This window comes from Pseudonocardia hierapolitana (genome assembly GCF_007994075.1).
Lineage (GTDB): Bacteria > Actinomycetota > Actinomycetes > Mycobacteriales > Pseudonocardiaceae > Pseudonocardia > Pseudonocardia hierapolitana.
In genome coordinates this window covers 7,298,754-7,320,648 of sequence record NZ_VIWU01000001.1, presented here as the reverse complement: position 1 = coordinate 7,320,648, position 21,895 = coordinate 7,298,754, and the positions used below count along the sequence as shown (strand labels likewise).

Here is a 21,895-nt window from a genome sequence, read left to right as displayed (position 1 = left end):
CCCCTCTACGTTCCCGTGCTGTCGGCGAGCGCGTCGCCGCGCCCGAGCGTGTCCAGATCGGGCAGATCATGCCCCATCCGGTCGCGCTTGGTGCGCAGGTACCGCAGGTTCTCGCGGTGGGCACGCACCGGCAGCGGCACGCGGCCGGTGACCGTCAGGCCGTAGCCCTCGAGGCCCGCGCGCTTGTCGGGGTTGTTGGTGAGCAGCCGCATGGACTTGATGCCGAGGTCGGCGAGGATCTGCGCGCCGGTGCCGTAGTCGCGGGCGTCGGCGGGCAGGCCCAGCGCGAGGTTGGCGTCGACGGTGTCGGCCCCGGCCTCCTGCAGCTGGTAGGCCTGCAGCTTGTGCAGCAGGCCGATCCCCCGGCCCTCGTGCCCGCGCATGTAGAGCACGACCCCGCGGCCCTCGGCGGCCACGGCGGCGAGTGCGGCGTCCAGCTGCGGCCCGCAGTCGCACCGCAGGGAACCCATGACGTCGCCGGTGAGGCACTCGGAGTGCACGCGCACGAGCACGTCCTCGCCCGTGCCTTCGGGGGTGGCGACATCGCCGCGCACCATCGCGATGTGCTCGATGCCGTCGAGGAGGGAGTCGTACCCGTACGCGATGAAGTCGCCGTGCGCGGTGGGGATGCGCGCCTGCGCCACCCGCACGACGTGCTTCTCGAAGCGGCGCCGGTAGGCGATCAGGTCGGCGATCGTGATCAGGGTGAGGTCGTGCTCCTCGGCGAACACCCGCAGCTCGTCGCCGCGGGCCATGCCGCCGACGTCCTTCTGCGACACGATCTCGCACAGCACGCCCGCAGGCCGGAGCCCGGCGAGGCGGGCCAGGTCGACCGCGGCCTCGGTGTGGCCGGGCCTGCGCAGCACGCCGCCCTCGCGGGCCCGGAGCGGCAGGATGTGGCCGGGGCGCACGAGGTCGCCGGGGCCGGTGCCCGGGTCGGCGAGGAGCCGGATCGTGTGGGCGCGGTCGGCCGCCGAGATGCCCGTGGTGACGCCCACCTTCGCGTCCACCGTGACCGTGAACGCGGTGCGGAAGCTGTCGGAGTTGGTGTGGTGCATGGGGGGCAGGTCGAGCCGGTCGCACTCGCTCTCGGTGAGCGGGACGCAGATGTACCCGGACGTGTAGCGCACCATGAACGACACGAGCTCCGGCGTGGCCATCTCGGCCGCGAAGATCAGGTCGCCCTCGTTCTCGCGGTCCTCGTCGTCGACCACGACGATCGCCTTGCCTGCCCGCAGGTCGGCCACCGCGCGCTCGATCGACTCGAACCCGCCCGGTGTCACCGGCCGCGCCGACTCACCATCCACACCCGCACTCACCGAGCCCTGGCCTCCTCGTGTGCCGGCGGGACGCCCCCGGCAATGGCGCCGTATCCCGCCGTCAGCCGCTCGACGTACTTCGCGACGACGTCGACCTCCAGGTTCACGGTATCCCCCGGCTGCCGGAATCCGAGTGTGGTGTGTGACAACGTCGTGGGGATCAGCGCGACGGTGAAGGTGTCGGCCGACACACCCGCGACGGTGAGCGACACCCCGTCCACGGTGATCGAGCCCTTCTCCACGACGTAGCGGGCCAGGTCGGGGGCGAGGCTGAAGCGCAGCTCGTCGGTGCGCTCGCCGGGCGAGCGGGAGAGCAGGGTGGCCACGCCGTCGACGTGGCCCTGCACGATGTGACCGCCGAGCCTCCCGTTCACCGGGACGGCCCGCTCCAGGTTCACCTTCGTGCCCGGTACGACGGCCGCCAGGCTGGAGCGCTTGAGCGTCTCGGGCACCAGCTCGACCGTGAACGTGCCGTCGGTGCTGCCGTCGGGATCCACCACGGTGAGGCAGACCCCGTTGACCGCGATCGAGTCGCCGTGGCGGGCGTCGGAGGTGACCGTCCGCCCCCGCACGGTGAACACCACCGTGTCCGCGCTCTCCTGCACCGCCGTGACCTCGCCGATCTCCTCGACGATCCCGGTGAACATCCCGCATCTCCCCTTCCGCCGCCGGCACTGCCGGGTGCAACCCGACGGCCGGGCCGTACGTTCCCGCCCGATCAGGTCCAGCCGCGGTGCGCCGACGCGCGCCGCACCTGCTCGCGCAACGCCTCGATGGCACGGGCCGGGTCGGCGGCGCCGTACACGGCGGAGCCGGCCACGAAGCAGTCGACACCGGCCTCGGCCGCCGCCTCGATCGTGTCGGTGTTGATGCCGCCGTCGATCTCGACCAGCAGCGTGAGGTGGCCCGTGTCGACGAGGCGGCGCGCGGTGCGCACCTTCTCCAGCACGTCCGCGATGAACTCCTGCCCGCCGAACCCGGGCTCGACGCTCATGACGAGCAGCGTGTCGTAGTGGCGCAGGGTCTCCAGGTGCGGCTCGAGCGGCGTCCCCGGCTTGATCGACAGGCCGGCGCGGGCACCGGCGGCGCGCAGGTCCTTCGCGAGCGCGACCGGCTCGCGGGAGGCCTCGACGTGCACCGTGACGTTGTGGGCGCCTGCCTCGGCGTAGCCCACGGCCCAGCGCTCCGGGTCCTCGATCATCAGGTGGCAGTCGAGCGGCACGTCCGTGGCCTTGCGCAGCGCCTGCACCACCGGCAGGCCGAGCGTCAGGTTCGGCACGAAGTGGGCATCCATCACGTCGACGTGCAGCCAGTCGGCACCGCGGCCGGGTGGGCCCGCCACCGCGGCTGCCTCGTCCGCGAGCCGGGCGAAGTCGGCCGCGAGGATGCTCGGCGCGATCATGGGGTGCACTCAAGGAGGGTACGCCGCGGGCGGGCGGCCCTCCGCACGCGTTCGTCCCCGGTCAGTCTCGCCGGTCAGTCATCGCCGGTGGCGGAACCGGCGGGCACGGTGGCGGGTGTGTACCGGTGGACCGCGAACATCGTGTCGGGATCGGCGGGTTCGTCGCGTTCGCACGCGCGTAGCTCGGCACTCAGCGCGTCTCGGTCGATGCCGCACCCGATCACCACGAGGCTGGTGCCGCGGCGGTGCCCCGCGGGCCAGGAGCTCACCTCGAACCGCAGGTGCTGACCGACGGCGTGGAGCACGTACCGCTGCCGGTGACCGCTGACGCCGAAGTGCAGGAACCCCTTGATCCGGTAGGCGGCAGCCGGACGGCGGTGCAGGAAGTCGACGAACCGGCGCGGATCGACCGGCCGGTCCGTCGCGAACGTCAAGGCGTCGTAGGCGGCATGGAGATGGTCGTGGTGCTGGTCGGCGGGACGCTCGGCGTCGACCTGGCCGAGCATGAGCTGCCGGCCCGGCACCACATCGACGTCCAACAGCATCCGGGCGTCCACCCCGCCGTGCCGGGTGACCAGCAGCGGGGCCCGGTCGTTGAGGGATCGGCACAGCTCCTGCACCTGCGTCAGGCGGCCGGCGTCCACCAGGTCGGCCTTGTTGAGGACCACGACGTCGGCGAGCCGGACGTGCCGGTCGAGGGCCGGGTGCCTGCCGCGGGCACCCTCGAACTCGGCGGCGTCGACGACCTCGACCAGCCCGCCGAAGCTGATGTTCGGGTTCCCGGCACCGAGCACGAGCCGAACCATGGCCCCAGGTTCGGCGATCCCGCTGGCCTCGATGACGATCGCGTCGATGTCGGAACCCGGTCCGGTGAGCTGGTCGAGCAGCGGCCCTACACCGGCCTCGTCGCTGGTGCAGCACAGGCACCCGTTGCCGACGGGGACGACGCCCGCGGCGCTCCCGCCCACGAGCATGGCGTCGACGGGGATGCTGCCGAAGTCGTTGACGATCACCCCGATGCGCAGGTCGAGGCTGTGGGCGAGCAGGTGGTTGAGGACGGTGGTCTTCCCCGAACCGAGGAAGCCCGCGAGCACGATCACCGGGATTCGTCGGCGCATCGGCAAGACCTATCACGGCCGGCGTGAGCGCCGGCGCTACCCTTCGCGGCGCAGGAGCGCGAGGAACATCGCGTCGGTGCCGTGCCGGTGCGGCCAGAGCTGCACGGTGGGCCCGTCGCCCAGATCGGGAACGCCGGGCAGGTACTCGCGCGCGTCGAGCTGCTGCATCTCCGGGTGGGCGCGGCGCACCCTGGCGAGCACGCCCGCGGTCTCGGCGAGGTGCGGCGAGCAGGTCACGTAGGCCACCACGCCACCGGGGCGCACGTGGCGCAGGGCGGCGGTGAGCAGCTCCCGCTGCAGCGCCGTGAGCCCTGCCACGTCCGATGGCTGCCGCCGCCACCGGGCCTCCGGACGGCGGCGCAGCGCCCCGAGGCCGGTGCACGGCGCGTCCACGAGCACGCGGTCGTACGCGGCGTCGGGGAGCGGCGCGGCGCGGCCGTCGGCCTGGTGGACGGTCACCGGGAGCCCGTCGGTGGCCCGGCGCACCAGGCCGGCGCGGTGCTCGCTGGGTTCCACGGCGTCGAGTGCGCCGCCGTCGAGGGCCACGATGCCGCCGAGCAGGGCGGCCTTGCCACCGGGGCCGGAGCACAGGTCGAGCCAGCGGCCCGCGTCGTCGCCCACCAGCGGGGCACGGGTGAGGGCGAGCGCCACCAGCTGGCTGCCCTCGTCCTGCACGATCGCGAGCCCTTCGGCCACCGCGTCGATCTCGCCGACGTCGCCGCCACCCGGCCCGAGGTGCACGCCGTAGGGCGAGTACGGCGCCTCCTCGCCGCCGGTCACGAGCGCGAGCTCGGCTGCGGTGATCTCCCCGGGGCGGGCGAGCAGGTGTACGGCGGGGCGCGCGTCGTCGGCCGCGAGCGCGGCGTCCAGCTCGGCGGCCGGGTCGGCCGAGCGGCCCAGCGCGTCGGCGAAGGCCTGTGCGATCCACCGGGGGTGGGAGTGGGCGAACGCGGAGTGCCCCACCGGGTCCTCGTCGGCGGGCGGGGCGAGCGCCGCCACCCAGGCCGGCTCGTCGCGCTCGCCGACGCGGCGCAGCACCGCGTTGACGAACCCGCCCGCCCGGCTTCCCGCCTCGGCGCGCACCAGCTCCACGGTGGTGGCCACGGCGGCGTGCGGCGGGATCCGGGTGCGCAGCAGCTGGTAGGCGCCCAGGCGCAGCGCGTCGAGCAGGCCGGGCTCCACCCGGGACAGCGGACGGTCGGTGCACTCGTCGATCACGGCGTCGAGCAGGCCCTGCGCGCGCAGGGTGCCGTAGCCCAGCTCGGTGACGAGTGCGGCGTCGCGGTCGCGCAGGCGGTGCCTGCGCAGGATCGCGGGCAGGGCGAGGTTGGCGTAGGCGTCCCTGGTGCGCACGGCGGTGAGCAGCTCGAGGGCGGCGAGGCGCGCGGGGTCCGGTTCCGGCGGCCGGGGCGGGCCCTGCCGGCCGCGCGGCGGCCCGGACTGCCGCGGGCCGGCGCCGCGGTCGCGCCGGGGTCGGCGCGGCCCTTCCCGGCGCGGGCCCGTTCCGGTCATGTCAGCCGCTCCGCCGCCGCGATCCGAACGCCGCGGGCCCAGTCCGGGGCGGGCATGGCCCGCTTGCCGACGGGTCGCACCTCGCCCAGCTGCACCGGCGCCCCGGCCGTGCCGACGAGAACGCGTCGCTTCTCCGCCCGCAGCTCCCCCGGCTCCAGTACCGGCGCGTCCTCGACGCGGGCGACCGGGCCGAGACCGAGCCGTTCCTCCCGGAACGTGGTCCAGGCCCCTGGCTCCGGGGTGACGGAGCGGATCAGCCGGTCGATCGCGACGGGAGGGGCGCCCCAGTCCACGCGAGCGTCGGCGGTGGTGACCTTCGGGGCGAGCGAGACACCGTCGGCCGGCTGCGGCCGGGCCTCGAGGGTGCCCTCCTCGATCCCGTCGAGCGTGGCCACCAGCAGCCCGGCACCCGACGTCGCGAGCCTCCCGAGGAGATCGCCCGCCGTGTCGGTGGGGCGCACCTCCTCGGTGACGACCCCGAAGACCGGCCCGGTGTCGAGCCCCTCCTCGAGCCGGAAGGTGGTGGCGCCGGTGATCTCGTCGCCGTGGCGCAGCGCCGCCTGCACGGGTGCGGCACCCCGCCACGCGGGCAGGAGCGAGAAGTGCAGGTTCACCCAGCCGTGCCGCGGCACGTCGAGGGCCTCGCGGGGCACGAGCGCGCCGTAGGCGACCACGGGGCAGCAGTCCGGCGCGAGCTCGGCGAGCTGCGAGAGGAATTCCGGCTCGGACGGCCGCGCGGGGGTGAGCACGGGGATGCCGGCGTCGTCCGCGACCCGGCCCACGGGGGAGCGCACCAGCTTGCGGCCGCGGCCCGCGGGCGCGTCCGGGCGCGTGACGACGGCCACGACCTCGTGGCGCGGGGACTCCAGCAGCGCCCGCAGGGACGGGACCGCGGGATCGGGGGTGCCGGCGAAGACGAGCCGCACTACCTGACCTTCCCGAACAGCGGGTGCGGGCTCAGCCGCACCTCGGGCACCGGTTCCCCGAACCATTCCGCCGCCCGTATCTCGGCCATCGCCTGGCGACGCGTCTCCGGGTCGAGGCGGTCGACGAACAACACGCCGTCCAGGTGGTCGGTCTCGTGCTGGATGCAGCGGGCGAGCAGCTCGCTGCCCTCGACGACGACCGGCTCGCCGTGCATGTTCCAGCCCCGCGCGACGACGTGCAGGTGCCGGCGGCAGTCCCAGCGCAGGCCCGGGATCGACAGGCATCCCTCGGGCCCGACCTGCTCCTCGTCGCCGACGACGTCCCAGGTGGGGTTGACCAGGTGCCCGGCGAATCCGTCGCAGTCGTAGGTGAACACCCGCAGCCCCACGCCCAGCTGCGGAGCGGCCAGGCCCGCGCCGCCCTCGGCGTGCATCGTGTCGGTGAGGTCGGCCACGAGCTTGCGCAGCTCGGCGTCGAACGTGGTGACCTCGGCGGCGCGGGTGCGCAGCACCGGGTCGCCGAACAGGCGGACGGGTAGGACGGACACGCAACTTCCTCCAGGAGGGCGCCGCGCAGGCGATCGGGCGGTTCGGGAGCGGGACGCGCGGCGGCGAGGGGTCGATTCTGCCACGCAGCGGGCACGGCGCAGGCCCGGCGTCGGTCCCTCAGCCGATCTCGACGGGGTCGAGCCGGACGCGGACCGGGTCGGTCGCCTTGCGGGCGGTGCGGACGGCCTGCGCGGCGTGCAGGGCGGCGGCCAGCGCCTTGCCCTGGGCGCGCGGCACCCGCACCAGCGCGCGCTCGCGCATCTCCGCGTCCCCGGGTCGCTCGGGTTCGATCTCCACCGGACCGAGCACCTCGGCCGCGGGCAGGTCGGCGAGCACCCCGTCGACCACCTCGGCGACCGCGGTGGGCCCGCCCTCGACCGACGCCATCCGGACGGCGGGCGGGAAGCCGACCTCGGCCCGGCCGGCGAGCTCGGCGCCCGCGTGCCCGGCGGGGTCCCAGCGCACCAACGCCTGCACCACGGGCAGCTCGGGATCGGCCATCACGACCACGCGCCCGCCTGCGCCGTGCGGCACCACCAACCCGGCCGCGGCGAGCCAGCGGCGCAGGGTCTCCTCGGCCACGCGCAGGTCGGGCCGGGACAGCAGCGCCCACCCGTCCAGCAGCAGTGCGGCGCCGTAGCCACCGGGGACGCGCGGCTCCGCACCCGGTGTGGCGACCACCAGCTCCGGCAGCTGCGCCGCCGTGGCGAGGACCGGGGCGCCGCCCCCGGACGCGCGGACCGTGGTGCCGGGGAACGCCCGGCCGAGCTCGTCCGCGGTGCGCCCGGCGCCCACGACCCCGGCCCGCAGCCGTCGCGACCCGCACCCCGGGCAGCGGAACGCCGTCTCGGGCCGCCCGCACCAGCGGCAGTGCGGCAGCTCCGCGCCACCCGAGTCCCCGGCAGGCCTTCCGGTGAAGCCCAGCGGCCCCGCGCAGTGCCGGCACCGGGCGGTCTCCCGGCAGGAGCCGCACGCGAGCCACGGCAGGTACCCGGAACGCGGGACCTGCACGAGCACCGGGCGCCCGGCGGCGAGCGCCGTCCGCGCCGCCTCGAACGCGACGTGCGGCAACCGCGCCGCCCGCGCGTCCGGGTCGCGGACGAGATGGGCATCGGACTCGCCGACCGGAGCGATCCGCGGCATCGCGTCCCGGACGACGATCCGGTCGGCCACGACCTCGCGCGCCCAGCCGGACTCGACGAGCAGGTGCGCCTCGGCGGTGCGCGCGAACCCGGCCACGAGCAACGCCGCGCCCACCGCGTGGGCGCGCAGCACGAGCACGTCGCGGACGTGCGGGTACGGCGCGCGCGGCTCGGCGTGCAGGTCGTCGCCGTCGTCCCACACCGCGAGCAGCCCGAGCCGCTGCACGGGGGCGAACGCGGCCGACCGCGTGCCGACGACCACTCCGACCTGCCCGCGCCGGACGGCGAGCCACCGCCGGTACCGCTCGGCGGGACCCAGGTCCGCGGTCAGCGCGACCACGCCACCGGCACCGAGCAGCTGGGCGCACGCGGCGTGCAGGGCGTCGACGTCGCGCTGGTCCGGTACCACGACGAGCGCCCCGCGCCCGGCGGCGACGGTGGCGGCGACCGCTTCCGCCAGCCGCTGCGGCCAGTCCTCCCCCGGCAGCGCCTGCCAGACCGCGTGCGCCGCCCGCCCGCCGGCGAGCGCGTCGAGCAGTGCGGAGCCGCGGGCGTAGCGGGCCCACCCGGCAGGGGCGATCTCCGCGGGCGGGGCCGGCTCCGGCTCCTTCGGGGTCTCCGCCTCGACCCGGGCGTGCCGCGGCGGGACGGCGAGGCGCAGCACGTCGTAGAGCACACCCGCGTACCGGTCGGCCACGGCCCGGCACAGCGCCGCCACCTCCGCGGTGAGCACCGGCTCGGCCGACACGACCTTGTCCACCCACGCCAGCCGCCCCGCATGCGCGGACTCGGCGACCCGTTCGAGCAGGAAGCCGTCGACCTGGCGTCCGGCGAACCGCACCCGCACCCGCACGCCCGGCACCGCGTCGGCGTCGAGGTGGTCGGGCACCCGGTAGTCGAAGGGACGGTCGAGGTGTGCGAGCGGGACGTCGACGACGACCCGGGCCACGGGCAGGTCCGCGGCAGGCCGCCACTCGCCGCGGTTGCGACCCCGTCGGGCCACGGTGCTCACCGAATCGTGCTCACTCCGCCTCCGGCGGCCGTGAGTGGACACCAGGTTCCACTCACGGGCGGTGGTCAGGCGCCGGCCGCGGCCTTCAGCGCGGCGGCGCGGTCGGTGCTCTCCCAGGGCAGGTCGATGTCGGTACGGCCGAAGTGCCCGTACGCGGCGGTCTGGGCGTAGATCGGGCGCAGCAGGTCGAGGTCGCGGATGATCGCGGCCGGGCGCAGGTCGAAGACCTCGGTGATCGCCGACTGGATCTTCACCGGGTCGACGTGCTCGGTGCCGAACGTCTCGACGAACAGGCCCACCGGAGCCGCCTTGCCGATCGCGTACGCGACCTGCACCTCGATGCGCTCGGCGAGCCCGGCCGCCACCGCGTTCTTCGCGACCCAGCGCATGGCGTAGGCCGCGGAGCGGTCCACCTTCGACGGGTCCTTGCCGGAGAACGCGCCGCCGCCGTGGCGCGCGAAGCCGCCGTACGTGTCGACGATGATCTTGCGGCCGGTGAGGCCCGCGTCGCCCATCGGGCCACCGACGACGAAGCGACCGGTGGGGTTGACCAGCAGCCGGACGTCCGAGACGTCCAGGCCGAGCTCGGCGATCTCCGGGCCGACCACCTGCTCGCGGATGTCGGGCGCCAGCAGGCCGTCCAGGTCGATGTCGGCGGCGTGCTGGGTGGAGACGACCACCGTGTCGAGCCGGACGGCCTTGTCGCCGTCGTACTCGATCGTGACCTGCGTCTTGCCGTCCGGACGCAGGTAGGGCAGGAGCCCGGACTTGCGGGCGTCGGTGAGGCGGCGGGCCAGGCGGTGCGCGAGCGCGATCGGCAGCGGCAGCAGCTCGGGAGTGTCGGTGTTGGCGTAGCCGAACATCAGACCCTGGTCACCGGCGCCCTGGCGGGCGATCTCGTCCTCGGAGGCCTCCACCCGGCTCTCGTACGCCGTGTCGACGCCCTGGGCGATGTCCGCCGACTGCGCGCCGATCGCGACGTTCACGCCGCAGGAGGCGCCGTCGAAGCCCTTCGCGGAGGAGTCGTAACCGATCTCGAGGACCTTGTCCCGCACGAGCGTGGGGATGTCGGCATAGGCGCTGGTGGTGACCTCGCCGGCCACGTGCACCTGCCCGGTGGTCACGAGTGTCTCCACCGCCACGCGGCTGCGCGGGTCCTGCGCCAGCAGCGCATCGAGGATCGTGTCGCTGATGGCGTCGCACATCTTGTCGGGATGACCCTCGGTCACCGACTCGCTGGTGAACAGCCGCCGCCCTGGTGTCGCCACGCCGTACTCCGTCCGCATCTCTCTCGCTCGGGTCCCCACGCGCACCCGATGTCCGACCGGCGAGCGTAGTCGACGCACCCATCGGGCCACGGAGGCGCCGTGTGTAGTCGCCCGCCGAGCACGGAACGTCACATCGCGCACGACACGCCCCCAGCCCGTCAGTCCATCCAGTGATGTTGCGTTCGGTAGCGAATCGGTAACGGAGACGCTCGTTGATCCCCTGCGAAGGCCCACTTCTACGGAGGAAACCTGATCATGAAGGCCCCCAAGTCGCTGTTCGACCGACCCGGCCGCGCCACCGCCGTCGTCGGTGCGGTGATCGCGGTCAGCGCGACCGCGGCCGTCGCCCTGCTCTCCGGCACCGCCACCGCCACCCCCAGCGCCGAGCAGCCCGGCAGGTGCACCAAGAACGTCAACGTCCGCGCCGAGCCCGACACGACCTCCCGGATCGTCGCGCTCTGCGAGGAGGGCACCGCGGTGAAGGTCGCCGAGGCCCGCGACGGCTTCCTGCGGCTCGCCAACCTCGGTGGCTGGGCGGCGCAGGAGTACATCTCCGTGAACGGGCGCGCCCCTGCCCCCGCCGCGCGGGCCACCAACTCGGAGGACGACGACACCGAGGACTCCGACGACCGTCGCGCGCGCCGCTCGGCCGACGACGCCAGGGAGAGCAGCCGGGGAACGCAGGGCTCCGGCTCCGACGGCGGCGACTCCGACGGCAGCGACTCCCGGGGTGGGAGCTCCGGCGGCAGCGGCGCCGGTGGCAGCGCGGCGGACGAGAGCAGCGACTCGCCCGACTCCGCCGACCCGGCCGAGACCGAGGACCCCGAGGAGTCCGAGGAGCCCGGCCGGCAGCAGGCGCCCCGTTCCGGCGGCATCGGCGGCCTGCTCGGCTGAGTCGCCGGTCGAGCCGCCGGCCGCACAGCCTGCGGCGGCCACCAACCCCGTGCTCCGCGGGGCGGGCTGCGCCGGGTACCCCCGGACCCGCAGCCGCGCCCGCCCCGCGGATTCGCCGTCCATGCGCGGACGGCTTCGCGCCCTTGGCGCCCTCGTGGTCGGGAAGGTCAGCAGCGACCAAGGGGACGTGTCGTGCTTGAACACGACGTCCATCTCGCGGTGATCGTCGAAGGGTTGCTGGCTCTCGGTCGGTCCTGCTGGCGGAAGGCCTGATGGCGACAGGCCTGATGGCGACAGGCCTGCTGGCGGCGCCACGCATCGTGCGGGGCAGCAGTTGCGGGCAGGCCGGGGGCCTGCCCGATGGGGCGCGCGGCGCCGCCAGCAGGCCGGTCCCACGGGCACGTCATGGGCATCTCCCCGCCCGTCACGCACCCGGTGTGCACTCTTGCGCCCCGTCGCGGCCCACGCACCTGGTCGACGGGGCGCATGAGCCGAGAACGGGCGCGTGAGCGGCGCAGATCGCTCCGATCAGCACACCACGGACCTCGGCGGAGACGCTGATGTACACCTCGGGCCGATCACCAGAGCCCTCGCCCCCGCCGACAGCCACTTCACACACCCAGTGGCCACTTCACACAAGGCCGGCCTTGTGTGAAGTCCGTACTGGGTGTGTGAAGTCGGCTGTTGGCGGCGCCACGGGCGGCATGATCGGCGGTTCGGCGCGTTCCCGTGTCGTTTTCGACCGTTGTCGCGCCGAGGCCTCGATCATGCCCGTCGGGCCGCCTTCGGTGGCGCCGCGCGCCCTCCGGGCAGGCCCCCGGCCTGCCCGCGTAGTGCTGCCCGGAGGGGTCGCAGAGGCTCAGCGGTCAAGGGTCGCGCAGCGATCGCGCAGCGACGCCGCAGGCGCCCTTGAGCTCTGAGGGGCGGCCCCGCAGAATGCGCGGCGCCACCGAAGGCCCTGGTCGAGGGGTGCGACCGAAGGCCCTGCCCCAGCATTTGCAGGGCCCGCACGATGCGCGGCGCCACCGCTCCAACCGCCGGTCGCCCTCAGCCGACAGACTTCCGCGGGAACCACTGATCACGGACGCGGGTGCGTTCCGCGGAACGCCGGCGGCCGGAGCGGCTGCTAGGCGAGACGGGTGGCCACCGCGTCCCACACCCGGGACGCCAGCAGCGCCTTCGAGCCGGACTCGAGCTCCAGCTCCGTGCCGTCGGCACCCAGGAGCCACCCGGCGTTGTCGGGTACCTCGAACGCACGCCCGTCGCCGACGGCGTTGACGACGAGCAGGTCGCAACCCTTGCGGGAGAGCTTCGCCCGGCCGTGGTGCAGCGGGTCGCCGGTCTCGTCGCCGGTCTCGGCGGCGAAGCCCACGACGACCTGCCCGGGCTCCCGCGCGGCGACGAGCTCGACGAGGATGTCCGGGTTCAGCGCGAGCCGTAGCGGCGGCGGCTCCGAACCGTCCTTCTTGATCTTGTGTGCCGCGAGCGCGTCCGGCCTGAAGTCGGCCACCGCGGCGGCCATCACCACCGCGTCGGCGCCCTTGGCCGCGGCGTGCATCGCGTCGCGCAGCTCCAACGCCGACCCGACCCGCACCACGTCGACGGCGGCCGGGTCGCCCAGGTCGGCGGTGTGCGCCGCCACGAGCGTGACGTGCGCGCCCCGCTGCGCCGCCACCCGCGCAAGCGCGTAGCCCTGCCGCCCCGACGAGCGGTTGCCCAGGTAGCGCACCGGGTCGAGGGCTTCTCGCGTGCCACCCGCCGACACCACGACGCGGCGGCCTGCGAGATCGCGCGGCAGCGCGTCGCCGCGTTCCAGCAGCAGCCGGGCCAGCTCGGCGATCTCGGCGGGGTCGGGCAACCGGCCGGGGCCGGTGTCGGCCCCGGTCAGCCGGCCCGAGGCCGGTTCCATGACGACCACGCCGCGGGAGCGCAACAGCTCCACGTTGGCGCGCGTGGCCGGGTGCTCCCACATCTCGGTGTGCATGGCCGGCGCGAACAGCACCGGACACCGGGCGGTGAGCAGAGATGCGGTGAGCAGGTCGTCGGCGCGACCTGCGGCGGCGCGGGCCATCAGGTCGGCGGTGGCCGGCGCGACGATGACGAGCTCGGCCTCCTTGCCGAGCCGCACGTGCGGCACGTGCGGCACGTCGACGAAGACGCCGGTGTGCACCGGCTGACCTGACAGCGCCTCGAAGGTGGCTGCGCCGACGAACTCCAACGCGGACGGTGTGGGGAGCACCCGCACGGAGTGGCCGGTCTCGGTGAGCCGGCGGAGCAGCTCCGCGCTCTTGTAGGCCGCGATGCCGCCGGCCACCCCGAGCAGGACCCGGGGCAGCGGCATGCTTACTGCTCGCCCTCGGTGTGCTCGAGCAGGCCGGCCTGGATCTCACGCATCGCGATCGACAGCGGCTTCTCGCGCGGGCCCGGCTCCACGAGCGGGCCGACGTACTCCAGCAGACCCTCGCCGAGCTGGGAGTAGTAGTCGTTGATCTGGCGGGCGCGCTTGGCGGCGTAGATCACCAGCGCGTACTTGGAACTGACCTGGTTCAGCAGGTCGTCGATCGGGGGGTTGGTGATGCCCTCGGGCGTGGAACCGGCGACAACACCGGTCAGCGGCATGCTCACGAAGAAGACTCCTGGGGGAAGGGCCGTGCAGCGGGATCGCCCGCACCGACCAGCAAGTCTACCAACCGGGAAACGACGTCCTGCAGATCGGCGTTGACAATGACCACGTCGAACTCGTCGCAGGCCGCGAGCTCCTCGCGGGCGGTCTGCAGGCGGCGCCGGAACTGGGACTCCGACTCGGTGCCGCGACCGCGCAGACGCCGTTCCAGCTCGGCGAGCGACGGCGGCGCCAGGAACACCGTGACCGACTCCGGGAGCACCGCCTTGATCGTGCGGGCACCGGCCAGGTCGACCTCGACGAGCACCGGCCTCCCGGCGGAGAGGGCCTGTTCCACGGGCTCGCGCGGGGTGCCGGACCGCTGCAGGCCGCCGTGGATCTCGGCCCACTCGAGCAGTTCGCCGCGCGCGATGAGCTCCTCGAAACCGGCCGGGCCGACGAAGCGGTAGTGCACGCCGTCGACCTCGCCCGGACGGGGGTCGCGCGTGGTGGCCGAGACGCTGAAGAACAACTCCGGCAACCGGCCGCGAAGCGCGTCGACCACGCTGGACTTGCCGACGCCGGAGGGGCCGGCCAGCACGACCAGCCGTCCCCTCCGCACGCCTTCCGACACGGTGTTCAGTCTCTCAAAGCCCGGAACTGTCGCCGATCTCAGGACTCGAAGTCGGCCAGCAGTGCCTTGCGCTGCCGGTCGCCCAGCCCACGCAGCCGGCGCGACGGCGCGATCTCCAGCCGCTCCATGATCTGAGCCGCCCGGACCTTGCCGACACCCGGCATGGCCTCGAGCAGCGCCGAGACCTTCATCTTGCCCAGCACCTCGTCGGTATCCGACTGCTTCAGGACCTCCCCGATGGTCGTCCCGCCGCGCTTGAGCCGGTCCTTCAGCTCGGCCCGGGCCCGGCGCGCCGCAGCCGCCTTCTCCAGGGCGGCAGCACGCTGTTCCTCGGTCAGCTGGGGAAGGGCCACGGTCTCCTCCGTCTTTCTCCGTGCGGCCTGTAATCAGGCGCATCCTCACCACCGTCGCGGGCCCCGGCCCGCGGCTCCCACCGAACGTACTCACGCCCGGCCATGAAAGGGAAACGGGGGTCCACCTGCCGGTTCTCCCACGGACCCCACCCGTCCGGGTGATACCACGCGAAAGCGCCCGAACGTGGATTCGACCCGCCCGCTCGGCGCACCGGGCCGACCGTCGCCTGCGTGCTCCCGCGGCGCGAACCCCCGGGGGGCGGCCGCCGGCCCCGATCCGCCCCTCCGGGTGAGCGGAGAGCACTCGCGACGATCAGTAGTCCGGGCGCGCCGAGCTGCGCAGTACCGCTGTCGGCGGGTGCCTGGACGCGCCGAATGATCCGCCCACCGGCGCAGCACACCCGCACGCAGCCCGGTCGGCGGGGGCACGTCGACGGACGCGGGGTCAGCGCGCTCCTCGTGGGCCGAACGGACGAGTTCACACACCCAGCAGCGACGGCTGGTGGTGTGAAGGGACGTCAGACCGCCGCGGCCAGCTCGTCGCGCAACGACTCTGCCGCGCCTCGAAGGGCCACGGCTGCCGGGCCTGCCGCCAGTACCGAGCGTGCCGCCGCCGGGAGGACGAGGCCGCGGACGCCCGCGAAGATCGCGGCGATGTCCCCCGGGCCTGCGCCCTGGGCGCCGAGGCCCGGCGCCAGCACGGGGCCGTTCAGGGTGGAGAGATCGAGGCCGTGCTCGCGGGTCGCGCCCACCACCACCCCGATGTCGCCGAGCGGAGCCCCCGTGCTGTCGATACCGGCTGCGTTGCGGGCCGCTGCGCCGTCCACCACCGCCTGGGCCGTGCTCCGCCCACCGAACTCGGCCAGCTGCACCTCGGAGCCCTCCGGGTTGGACGTCCGAGCGAGCACGAACGCCCCGCGCCCGGCGTCCGCGGCCGTGTCGAGGGCCGACGACAGCGACCCGAACCCGAGGTACGGCGAGAGCGTCACGGCGTCGGCCCCGAGCGGCGCGCCGACGCCGAGGTAGGCGTCGGAGTAGCCGTCCATGGTCGAGCCGATGTCGCCCCGCTTGACGTCGAGGATCGTGAGCGTCGGCGTGCCGGCGAACGCGGAGAGGAGCTCCTCCAGCACCGCGATGCCGCGCGACCCGTGCCGCTCGAAGAACGCCGACTGCGGCTTGACGACGGCGATGTGCCCCGCGAACGCGGCGACGCAGGCCTCGGTGAACCGGGCCAGCCCGTCGGCGTCGTCGGTGAGCCCCCATGAGGCGAGCAGGGCCGGGTGCGGGTCGATCCCCACGCACAGCGGCCCACGCTCCCCCACCGCGGCGGCCAGCCGGGCGCCGAAGGGGGTCACGACCGCGCCTTCTGCAGCGACGCGTGGGCGTCCTGCAGCGAGCGCACGCCGATCCGGCCGGCCTTCATCGCCTCGATGCCCTGCACGGCCGCGCCTGCGCCCTGCACCGTGGTGATGCACGGGACGCCGCGGGCGACGGCGGCGGAACGGATCTCGTAGCCGTCCACGCGGGGCCCCGAGTTGCCGTACGGCGTGTTGATGATCAGATCGACGTCGCCTGCCAGGATCCGGTCGACGATCGTCTCCCCGCCCTCGTAGTGCTTGCGCACGACGGTGGCGGACACGCCGTGCCGGCGCAGCACGTCGGCCGTGCCGGTGGTGGCGAGCACCTCGAACCCGAGGTCGGCCAGGCGCAGCACGGGGAAGACCATCGCACGCTTGTCCCGGTCGGCGATCGAGACGAACACCTTCCCGGACGTCGGCAGCGGCCCGTACGCCCCGGCCTGCGACTTGGCGAACGCCGCGCCGAACGAGCTGTCGAAGCCCATGACCTCGCCGGTGGACTTCATCTCCGGCCCGAGCAGCGGGTCGACGCCGTGGCCCTCGACGGTGCGGAACCGGTGGAACGGCAGCACCGCCTCCTTGACCGCGATCGGCGCGTCGGGCGGCAGCTCGCCGCCGTCGCCGTCGGCCGGGAGCAGGCCCTCTGCGCGCAGCTCGGGGATCGTGGCACCCAGCATGATCCGCGCCGCCGCCTTGGCCAGCGGCACCGCCGTGGCCTTGGAGACGAACGGCACGGTGCGCGAGGCGCGCGGGTTGGCCTCCAGCACGTAGAGCGTCTCGCCGTGCAGCGCGTACTGGACGTTCAGCAGGCCGCGCACGCCCACGCCGTGGGCGATCGCCTCGGTGGAGCGGCGCACCTGCTCCAGCACCGAGTGCCCGAGCGTGATCGGCGGCAGGGCGCACGAGGAGTCGCCGGAGTGCACCCCGGCCTCCTCGATGTGCTCCATGACGCCGCCGATGAACACCTCGGTGCCGTCGCACAGCGCGTCGACGTCGATTTCGATCGCGTCGTCGAGGAACCGGTCGACCAGCACCGGCCGGTCCTCGCTGATCGTCGTGGCGCGCGAGATGTAGCCGGCGAGGGTCTCGTCGTCGTAGACGATCTCCATGCCGCGCCCGCCGAGCACGTACGAGGGCCGCACGAGCACCGGGTAGCCGATGCGCGCGGCGATCTCGCGGGCCTCGTCGAACGAGGTGGCCATGCCGAACGCCGGCGCCGGCAGCCCTGCCTTCCGGAGCACCTCGCCGAAGGCGCCGCGGTCCTCGGCGAGGTCGATCGCCGCGGCGGACGTACCCACGACGGGCACACCGGCCGCGGTGAGCCGCTGCGCGAGCCCGAGCGGGGTCTGCCCGCCCAGCTGCACGATCACGCCGGCGACCGTGCCGGACTCCTGCTCGGCGTGCACCACCTCGAGCACGTCCTCGAACGTGAGCGGCTCGAAGTACAGGCGGTCGGCCGTGTCGTAGTCGGTGGAGACGGTCTCCGGGTTGCAGTTGACCATCACGGTCTCGAACCCGGCCTCGCGCAGCGCCATCACCGCGTGCACGCACGAGTAGTCGAACTCGATGCCCTGCCCGATGCGGTTCGGACCCGATCCGAGGATGAGCACCTTCGGCTTCTCGGTCTGCGGCGCGATCTCCGACTCGGCGGCGGGGTCGGTCTCGTAGGCGCTGTAGTGGTACGGCGTCTTCGCCGCGAACTCCGCGGCGCAGGTGTCCACGGTCTTGTAGACCGGCCGGATGCCGAGCCGGTGCCGCAGGGTGCGCACCCCGTCCTCGCCGGCGAACTCCGGGCGCAGCACGGCGATCTGGCGGTCCGACAGGCCTGCCCGCTTGGCGCGGCGCAGCAGGGCGCCGTCGAGCACGGCGGCGTCGGAGATCTCCTGGCGCAGCTCGGTGAGCGCCGCGATCTGGTCGAGGAACCACGGGTCGATCCCGGACGCCTCGGCCACGTCGGCCACGCTCCGGCCCGTCCGCAGCGCCCGCTCGACGGCGTAGATCCGCCCGTCCCGGGCGGCCGCGACGTCCGGCTCACCGTCCGGGTCGGGCGCGGTCCAGAACCCGGCGCGGGAGGTCTCCATGGACCGCAGCGCCTTGCCCAGCGCCTCCGGGAACGAGCGGCCCAGCGCCATCGCCTCGCCGACGCTCTTCATGGTGGTGGTGAGCTCGGGGTCGGCGCCGGGGAACTTCTCGAACGCGAACCGCGGGATCTTCACGACCACGTAGTCCAGCGTCGGCTCGAACGCGGCCGGGGTCTCGCCGGTGATGTCGTTGCGGATCTCGTCGAGCGTGTAACCGATCGCGAGCCGCGCGGCGATCTTCGCGATCGGGAAGCCGGTGGCCTTCGACGCGAGCGCCGACGAGCGCGACACCCGCGGGTTCATCTCGATGACGACGAGCCGGCCCGTGTCCGGGTCCACCGCGAACTGGATGTTGCAGCCACCGGTGTCGACGCCGACGGCGCGCAGCACGGCGATGCCGACGTCGCGCATGTGCTGGTACTCGCGGTCGGTGAGCGTCATCGCCGGGGCGACGGTGATCGAGTCGCCGGTGTGCACGCCCATCGGGTCGAGGTTCTCGATCGAGCAGACGACCACGACGTTGTCGTGCTTGTCGCGCATCAGCTCGAGCTCGTACTCCTTCCACCCGAGCACGGACTCCTCGATGAGCACCTCGGTGACCGGGGAGGCGGCCAGGCCTGCGCCGGCGAGCCGCTCGAGGTCCGCGGGCGTGTGGGCCATACCCGAGCCGAGGCCGCCCATCGTGAACGACGGCCGGATCACCACCGGCAGGCCCAGCTCGGCGGCCGCGGCCCGCACCTCGTCCATCGAGTGGCAGACGGCGCTGCGCGGCACGTCGCCGCCGACCGACTGCACGATCTCCTTGAACTTCAGCCGGTCCTCGCCGCGCTGGATGGCGTCGACGTCGGCGCCGATCAGCTCCACGCCGTAGCGCTCCAGCACCCCGTTCTCGTGCAGCGCGATCGCCGCGTTCAGCGCGGTCTGCCCGCCCAGCGTCGGCAGGATCGCGTCCGGGCGCTCCGCCGCGATCACCTGCTCCAGGAACTCCGGGGTGACCGGCTCGACGTAGGTGGCGTCGGCGAACTCGGGATCGGTCATGATCGTGGCCGGGTTCGAGTTCACCAGCGAGACGCGGATGCCCTCGGCCCGCAGCACGCGGCAGGCCTGCGTGCCGGAGTAGTCGAACTCGGCGGCCTGGCCGATGACGATCGGCCCGGAGCCGATCACCATGACGTGCCGGATGTCGTCGCGCCTTGGCATCAGCGGTTCTCCCTCATCAGCTCGACGAACCGGTCGAACAGGTCCGCGGCGTCGTGCGGGCCGGCCGCCGCCTCGGGGTGGTACTGCACGCTGAACGCCGGGACGTCCAGGGCCCGCAGTCCCTCGACGCAGCCGTCGTTCGGGCAGGTGTGGGTGATCTCGGCCGCGCCGAACGGCGTGTCGAACCGCTCCCCCGCCTCGCCCTCGACGGCGAAACCGTGGTTCTGCGACGTGATCGACACGCGGCCGGTGGCGTGCTCGACCACCGGGATGTTGATGCCGCGGTGGCCGTAGCGCAGCTTGTAGGTGCCGCGGCCGAGCGCGCGGGCGAGGATCTGGTTGCCGAAGCAGATCCCGAACGTCGGGATCCGCCGGCGCAGGACCTGCTGCGTCAACTCGACGGGTGCGTCGGCGGTGGCCGGGTCGCCGGGGCCGTTGGCGACGAAGAACCCGTCCGGCGCCAGCTCCTCGATCTGTCCGATCGACGTGTGCGCAGGCAGCACGTGCACCTCGATGCCGCGCGCGGCCATCATGCGCGGGGTGTTGAACTTGATCCCGACGTCCAGGGCGGCCACGCGGAACCGCCGCTCGCCGTCGGCGGGCACCACGTACGGCTCGCGGGTGGTCACCGCGCCGTAGAGGTCGGCGCCTTCCATGGGCGGGCTCGCGAGCACGCGCTGGACGAGCTCCTCGTCGGCAGCGAGCGCGGCCCCGGAGAAGATCCCGGCGCGCATGGCGCCCCGCTCGCGCAGGTGGCGCACCAGGGCCCGGGTGTCGATCCCCGCGATCCCGACGATCCCCTGCTCCCGCAGCGCGTCCTCGAGGGAGCGGCGGGAGCGCCAGTTCGACGGGGTGCGGGCCGGGTCGCGCACGGCGTAGCCGGCCACCTGGATGCCGCGGGACTCGTCGTCCTCGTCGTTCCAGCCGGTGTTGCCGATCTGCGGCGCGGTCTGCACCACGATCTGGCGGTGGTAGGACGGGTCGGTGAGCGTCTCCTGGTAGCCGGTCATGCCGGTGGTGAACACCGCCTCGCCGAGACCCTCGCCGCGGGCGCCGTACGCCTCGCCGCGGAAGATCCGCCCGTCTTCCAGGACCAGAATCGCCGTCATGCCTGCACCTCCCCGTTCCGCATCGTGATCCGCCCGCGCAGCACGGTGGCCGTGACCGCGGCGGGGAGCCGCATCCCCTCGAAGGGGGTGTTGGTCGCCTTGCTCTGCAGAGCCGTGCCGCGGACCGTCCAGACCGCGTCCGGGTCGACGAGCGCGAACGTGGCGGGCTCGCCCTCCGCGATCGGCCGCCCGTGGTCGGGCAGGCCGGCGATCTCCGCGGGGCGCTCCGAGAGCACCCGCGCCACGCCGCGCCAATCGAGCAGGCCCGGCTCGACCATCGTGTGCACCACCACCGACAGCGCCGTCTCCAGGCCGAGCATCCCCGGCTTCGCCGCGGCCCACTCGGTGTCCTTGTACTGCGCGGCGTGCGGGGCGTGGTCGGTGCCGACCACGTCGATCACGCCCTCGGCCAGCGCCGCCCGCATCGCCTTCGTGTCCTCGCCGGTGCGCAGCGGCGGGTTGACCTTGTTGACCGGGTCGTAGCCCGCGATCGCCGCGTCGGTGAGCAGCAGGTGGTGCGGCGTGACCTCGGCCGACACCCGCACGCCCTGCGCCTTCGCCGCGCGCAGCACCTCCACGGTGCGCGCCGAGGAGACGTGGCAGACGTGCAGCGCCGCCCCCGCCTCCCGGGCGAGCGCGCAGTCGCGCGCCACGATCGTCTCCTCGGCGGTGGCCGGCCAGCCGGCGAGCCCGAGCCTCGATGCGACCACACCCTCGTGCGCCTGCGCGCCGACGGTGAGCCGGTGGTCCTCCGCGTGCTGCGCGATCACGACGTCGAGGGCGGACGCGTACTCCAGGGCCCGGCGCATGAGCACGGGATCGTGCACGCAGCGGCCGTCGTCGGAGAACATCCGCACCCGCGCGCGCGAACGCGCCATCGTGCCCAGCTCGGCCATCTTGACGCCCTCGAGCCCGACGGTGACCGCGCCGACCGGGTGCACGTCGACCAGGCCGACCTCCTCGCCGCGGCGCCGCACGTGCTCCACCACGACCGCGGTGTCGGCGACGGGGTCGGTGTTCGGCATCGCGAAGACCGCGGTGTAGCCGCCGCGGGCGGCCGCGCGCGAGCCGGTCTCGATCGTCTCGGACTCCTCGCCGCCCGGCTCCCGCAGGTGGGTGTGCAGGTCGACGAAGCCGGGCAGCAGCACGGCGCCGTCGGCGTCGAGGACCTCGACACCGTCGGCCGCGCCCAGGTCGCTCCCGATCTCGGTGACGACCCCGTCGCGCACGAGCAGGTCGACCGCCTCCTCGCCGTACGGCCGCGCGTTCGTGATCAGCAGGTCGGTCACAGGATCTCCGTTCCGGTTGCAGCCCAGACGCACTTCCGGGGAGCCACCGCCGCGGCGGAGCAAGGCGGGGGCTCGCCGGGGAAAGCACAGTCACCTTCATGCCACCTCGTTGCGTGGAGGTGGCCTT

18 protein-coding genes are annotated in these 21,895 nt (G+C 74.1%); 1 reads left to right on the top strand and 17 read right to left on the bottom strand.

The features are described from left to right. Positions 1-5: 5 nt before the first annotated feature. From FHX44_RS34565 to metK, 9 genes are all read right to left on the bottom strand, one after another. Entirely contained in the window at positions 6-1,319 is a 1,314-nt protein-coding gene (locus FHX44_RS34565; protein WP_246170748.1) for a bifunctional 3,4-dihydroxy-2-butanone-4-phosphate synthase/GTP cyclohydrolase II, read from the bottom strand. Next, positions 1,316-1,966: a riboflavin synthase gene (locus FHX44_RS34560; RefSeq protein WP_147259618.1), complete on the bottom strand. Its 651-nt coding sequence runs from the start codon at positions 1,964-1,966 to the stop codon at positions 1,316-1,318. Before FHX44_RS34560 ends, FHX44_RS34565 begins: the two co-directional genes overlap by 4 nt. Before the next feature lie 71 nt (positions 1,967-2,037). Beyond that, positions 2,038-2,721, bottom strand: coding sequence for a ribulose-phosphate 3-epimerase (gene rpe / locus FHX44_RS34555; RefSeq protein WP_147261691.1), 684 nt, complete (start codon positions 2,719-2,721; stop codon positions 2,038-2,040). A gap of 74 nt (positions 2,722-2,795) precedes the next feature. Further along, on the bottom strand, positions 2,796-3,839 hold the full coding sequence (locus FHX44_RS34550) for a CobW family GTP-binding protein (RefSeq protein ID WP_147259617.1): 1,044 nt from the start codon (positions 3,837-3,839) through the stop codon (positions 2,796-2,798). A 36-nt stretch (positions 3,840-3,875) separates the two neighbouring features. Beyond that, on the bottom strand, positions 3,876-5,351 hold the full coding sequence (locus FHX44_RS34545) for an RsmB/NOP family class I SAM-dependent RNA methyltransferase (protein WP_147259616.1): 1,476 nt from the start codon (positions 5,349-5,351) through the stop codon (positions 3,876-3,878). Then, complete coding sequence (fmt, locus tag FHX44_RS34540; RefSeq protein WP_147259615.1) at positions 5,348-6,277, bottom strand: methionyl-tRNA formyltransferase; 930 nt, start codon at positions 6,275-6,277, stop codon at positions 5,348-5,350. The genes FHX44_RS34545 and fmt overlap by 4 nt, the downstream gene beginning before the upstream one ends. Then, on the bottom strand, positions 6,277-6,825 hold the full coding sequence (gene def / locus FHX44_RS34535) for a peptide deformylase (protein ID WP_147259614.1): 549 nt from the start codon (positions 6,823-6,825) through the stop codon (positions 6,277-6,279). The genes fmt and def overlap by 1 nt, the downstream gene beginning before the upstream one ends. Before the next feature lie 118 nt (positions 6,826-6,943). Beyond that, the gene (locus FHX44_RS34530) at positions 6,944-8,980 is read right to left on the bottom strand and encodes a primosomal protein N' (RefSeq protein ID WP_147259613.1); all 2,037 of its coding nucleotides are present in this window, start codon (positions 8,978-8,980) and stop codon (positions 6,944-6,946) included. A gap of 65 nt (positions 8,981-9,045) precedes the next feature. Beyond that, positions 9,046-10,266 carry a methionine adenosyltransferase gene (gene metK / locus FHX44_RS34525; RefSeq protein WP_170309157.1) on the bottom strand — a complete coding sequence of 407 codons (1,221 nt, stop codon included), beginning with the start codon at positions 10,264-10,266 and terminating at the stop codon, positions 9,046-9,048. Between the two features lie 237 nt (positions 10,267-10,503). Here metK and FHX44_RS34520 point away from each other — a divergent pair, with 237 nt between their 5' ends. After that, complete coding sequence (locus tag FHX44_RS34520) at positions 10,504-11,142, top strand: SH3 domain-containing protein (protein ID WP_147259611.1); 639 nt, start codon at positions 10,504-10,506, stop codon at positions 11,140-11,142. Between the two features lie 1,126 nt (positions 11,143-12,268). Here FHX44_RS34520 and coaBC read toward each other — a convergent pair. The 8 genes from coaBC to FHX44_RS34480 form a co-directional block, all read right to left on the bottom strand. Continuing rightward, positions 12,269-13,483 carry a bifunctional phosphopantothenoylcysteine decarboxylase/phosphopantothenate--cysteine ligase CoaBC gene (coaBC, locus tag FHX44_RS34515; protein ID WP_212612783.1) on the bottom strand — a complete coding sequence of 405 codons (1,215 nt, stop codon included), beginning with the start codon at positions 13,481-13,483 and terminating at the stop codon, positions 12,269-12,271. 2 nt (positions 13,484-13,485) lie between these two features. Beyond that, positions 13,486-13,761: a DNA-directed RNA polymerase subunit omega gene (gene rpoZ / locus FHX44_RS34510; protein ID WP_147261689.1), complete on the bottom strand. Its 276-nt coding sequence runs from the start codon at positions 13,759-13,761 to the stop codon at positions 13,486-13,488. Between the two features lie 2 nt (positions 13,762-13,763). Continuing rightward, the gene (gmk, locus tag FHX44_RS34505) at positions 13,764-14,378 is read right to left on the bottom strand and encodes a guanylate kinase (RefSeq protein WP_246170747.1); all 615 of its coding nucleotides are present in this window, start codon (positions 14,376-14,378) and stop codon (positions 13,764-13,766) included. Between the two features lie 38 nt (positions 14,379-14,416). Then, positions 14,417-14,731: an integration host factor, actinobacterial type gene (gene mihF / locus FHX44_RS34500; protein WP_142101581.1), complete on the bottom strand. Its 315-nt coding sequence runs from the start codon at positions 14,729-14,731 to the stop codon at positions 14,417-14,419. Positions 14,732-15,249: 518 nt separating this feature from the next. Continuing rightward, entirely contained in the window at positions 15,250-16,086 is an 837-nt protein-coding gene (gene pyrF / locus FHX44_RS34495; protein ID WP_147259610.1) for an orotidine-5'-phosphate decarboxylase, read from the bottom strand. Continuing rightward, positions 16,083-19,370 carry a carbamoyl-phosphate synthase large subunit gene (gene carB / locus FHX44_RS34490; RefSeq protein ID WP_147259609.1) on the bottom strand — a complete coding sequence of 1,096 codons (3,288 nt, stop codon included), beginning with the start codon at positions 19,368-19,370 and terminating at the stop codon, positions 16,083-16,085. Before carB ends, pyrF begins: the two co-directional genes overlap by 4 nt. Then, complete coding sequence (carA, locus tag FHX44_RS34485) at positions 19,370-20,479, bottom strand: glutamine-hydrolyzing carbamoyl-phosphate synthase small subunit (protein ID WP_147259608.1); 1,110 nt, start codon at positions 20,477-20,479, stop codon at positions 19,370-19,372. Before carA ends, carB begins: the two co-directional genes overlap by 1 nt. Beyond that, a complete protein-coding gene (locus tag FHX44_RS34480; RefSeq protein WP_147259607.1) occupies positions 20,476-21,768 on the bottom strand; it encodes a dihydroorotase in 1,293 nt (430 codons plus the stop codon). The genes carA and FHX44_RS34480 overlap by 4 nt, the downstream gene beginning before the upstream one ends. Between the last annotated feature and the right edge of the window lie 127 nt (positions 21,769-21,895).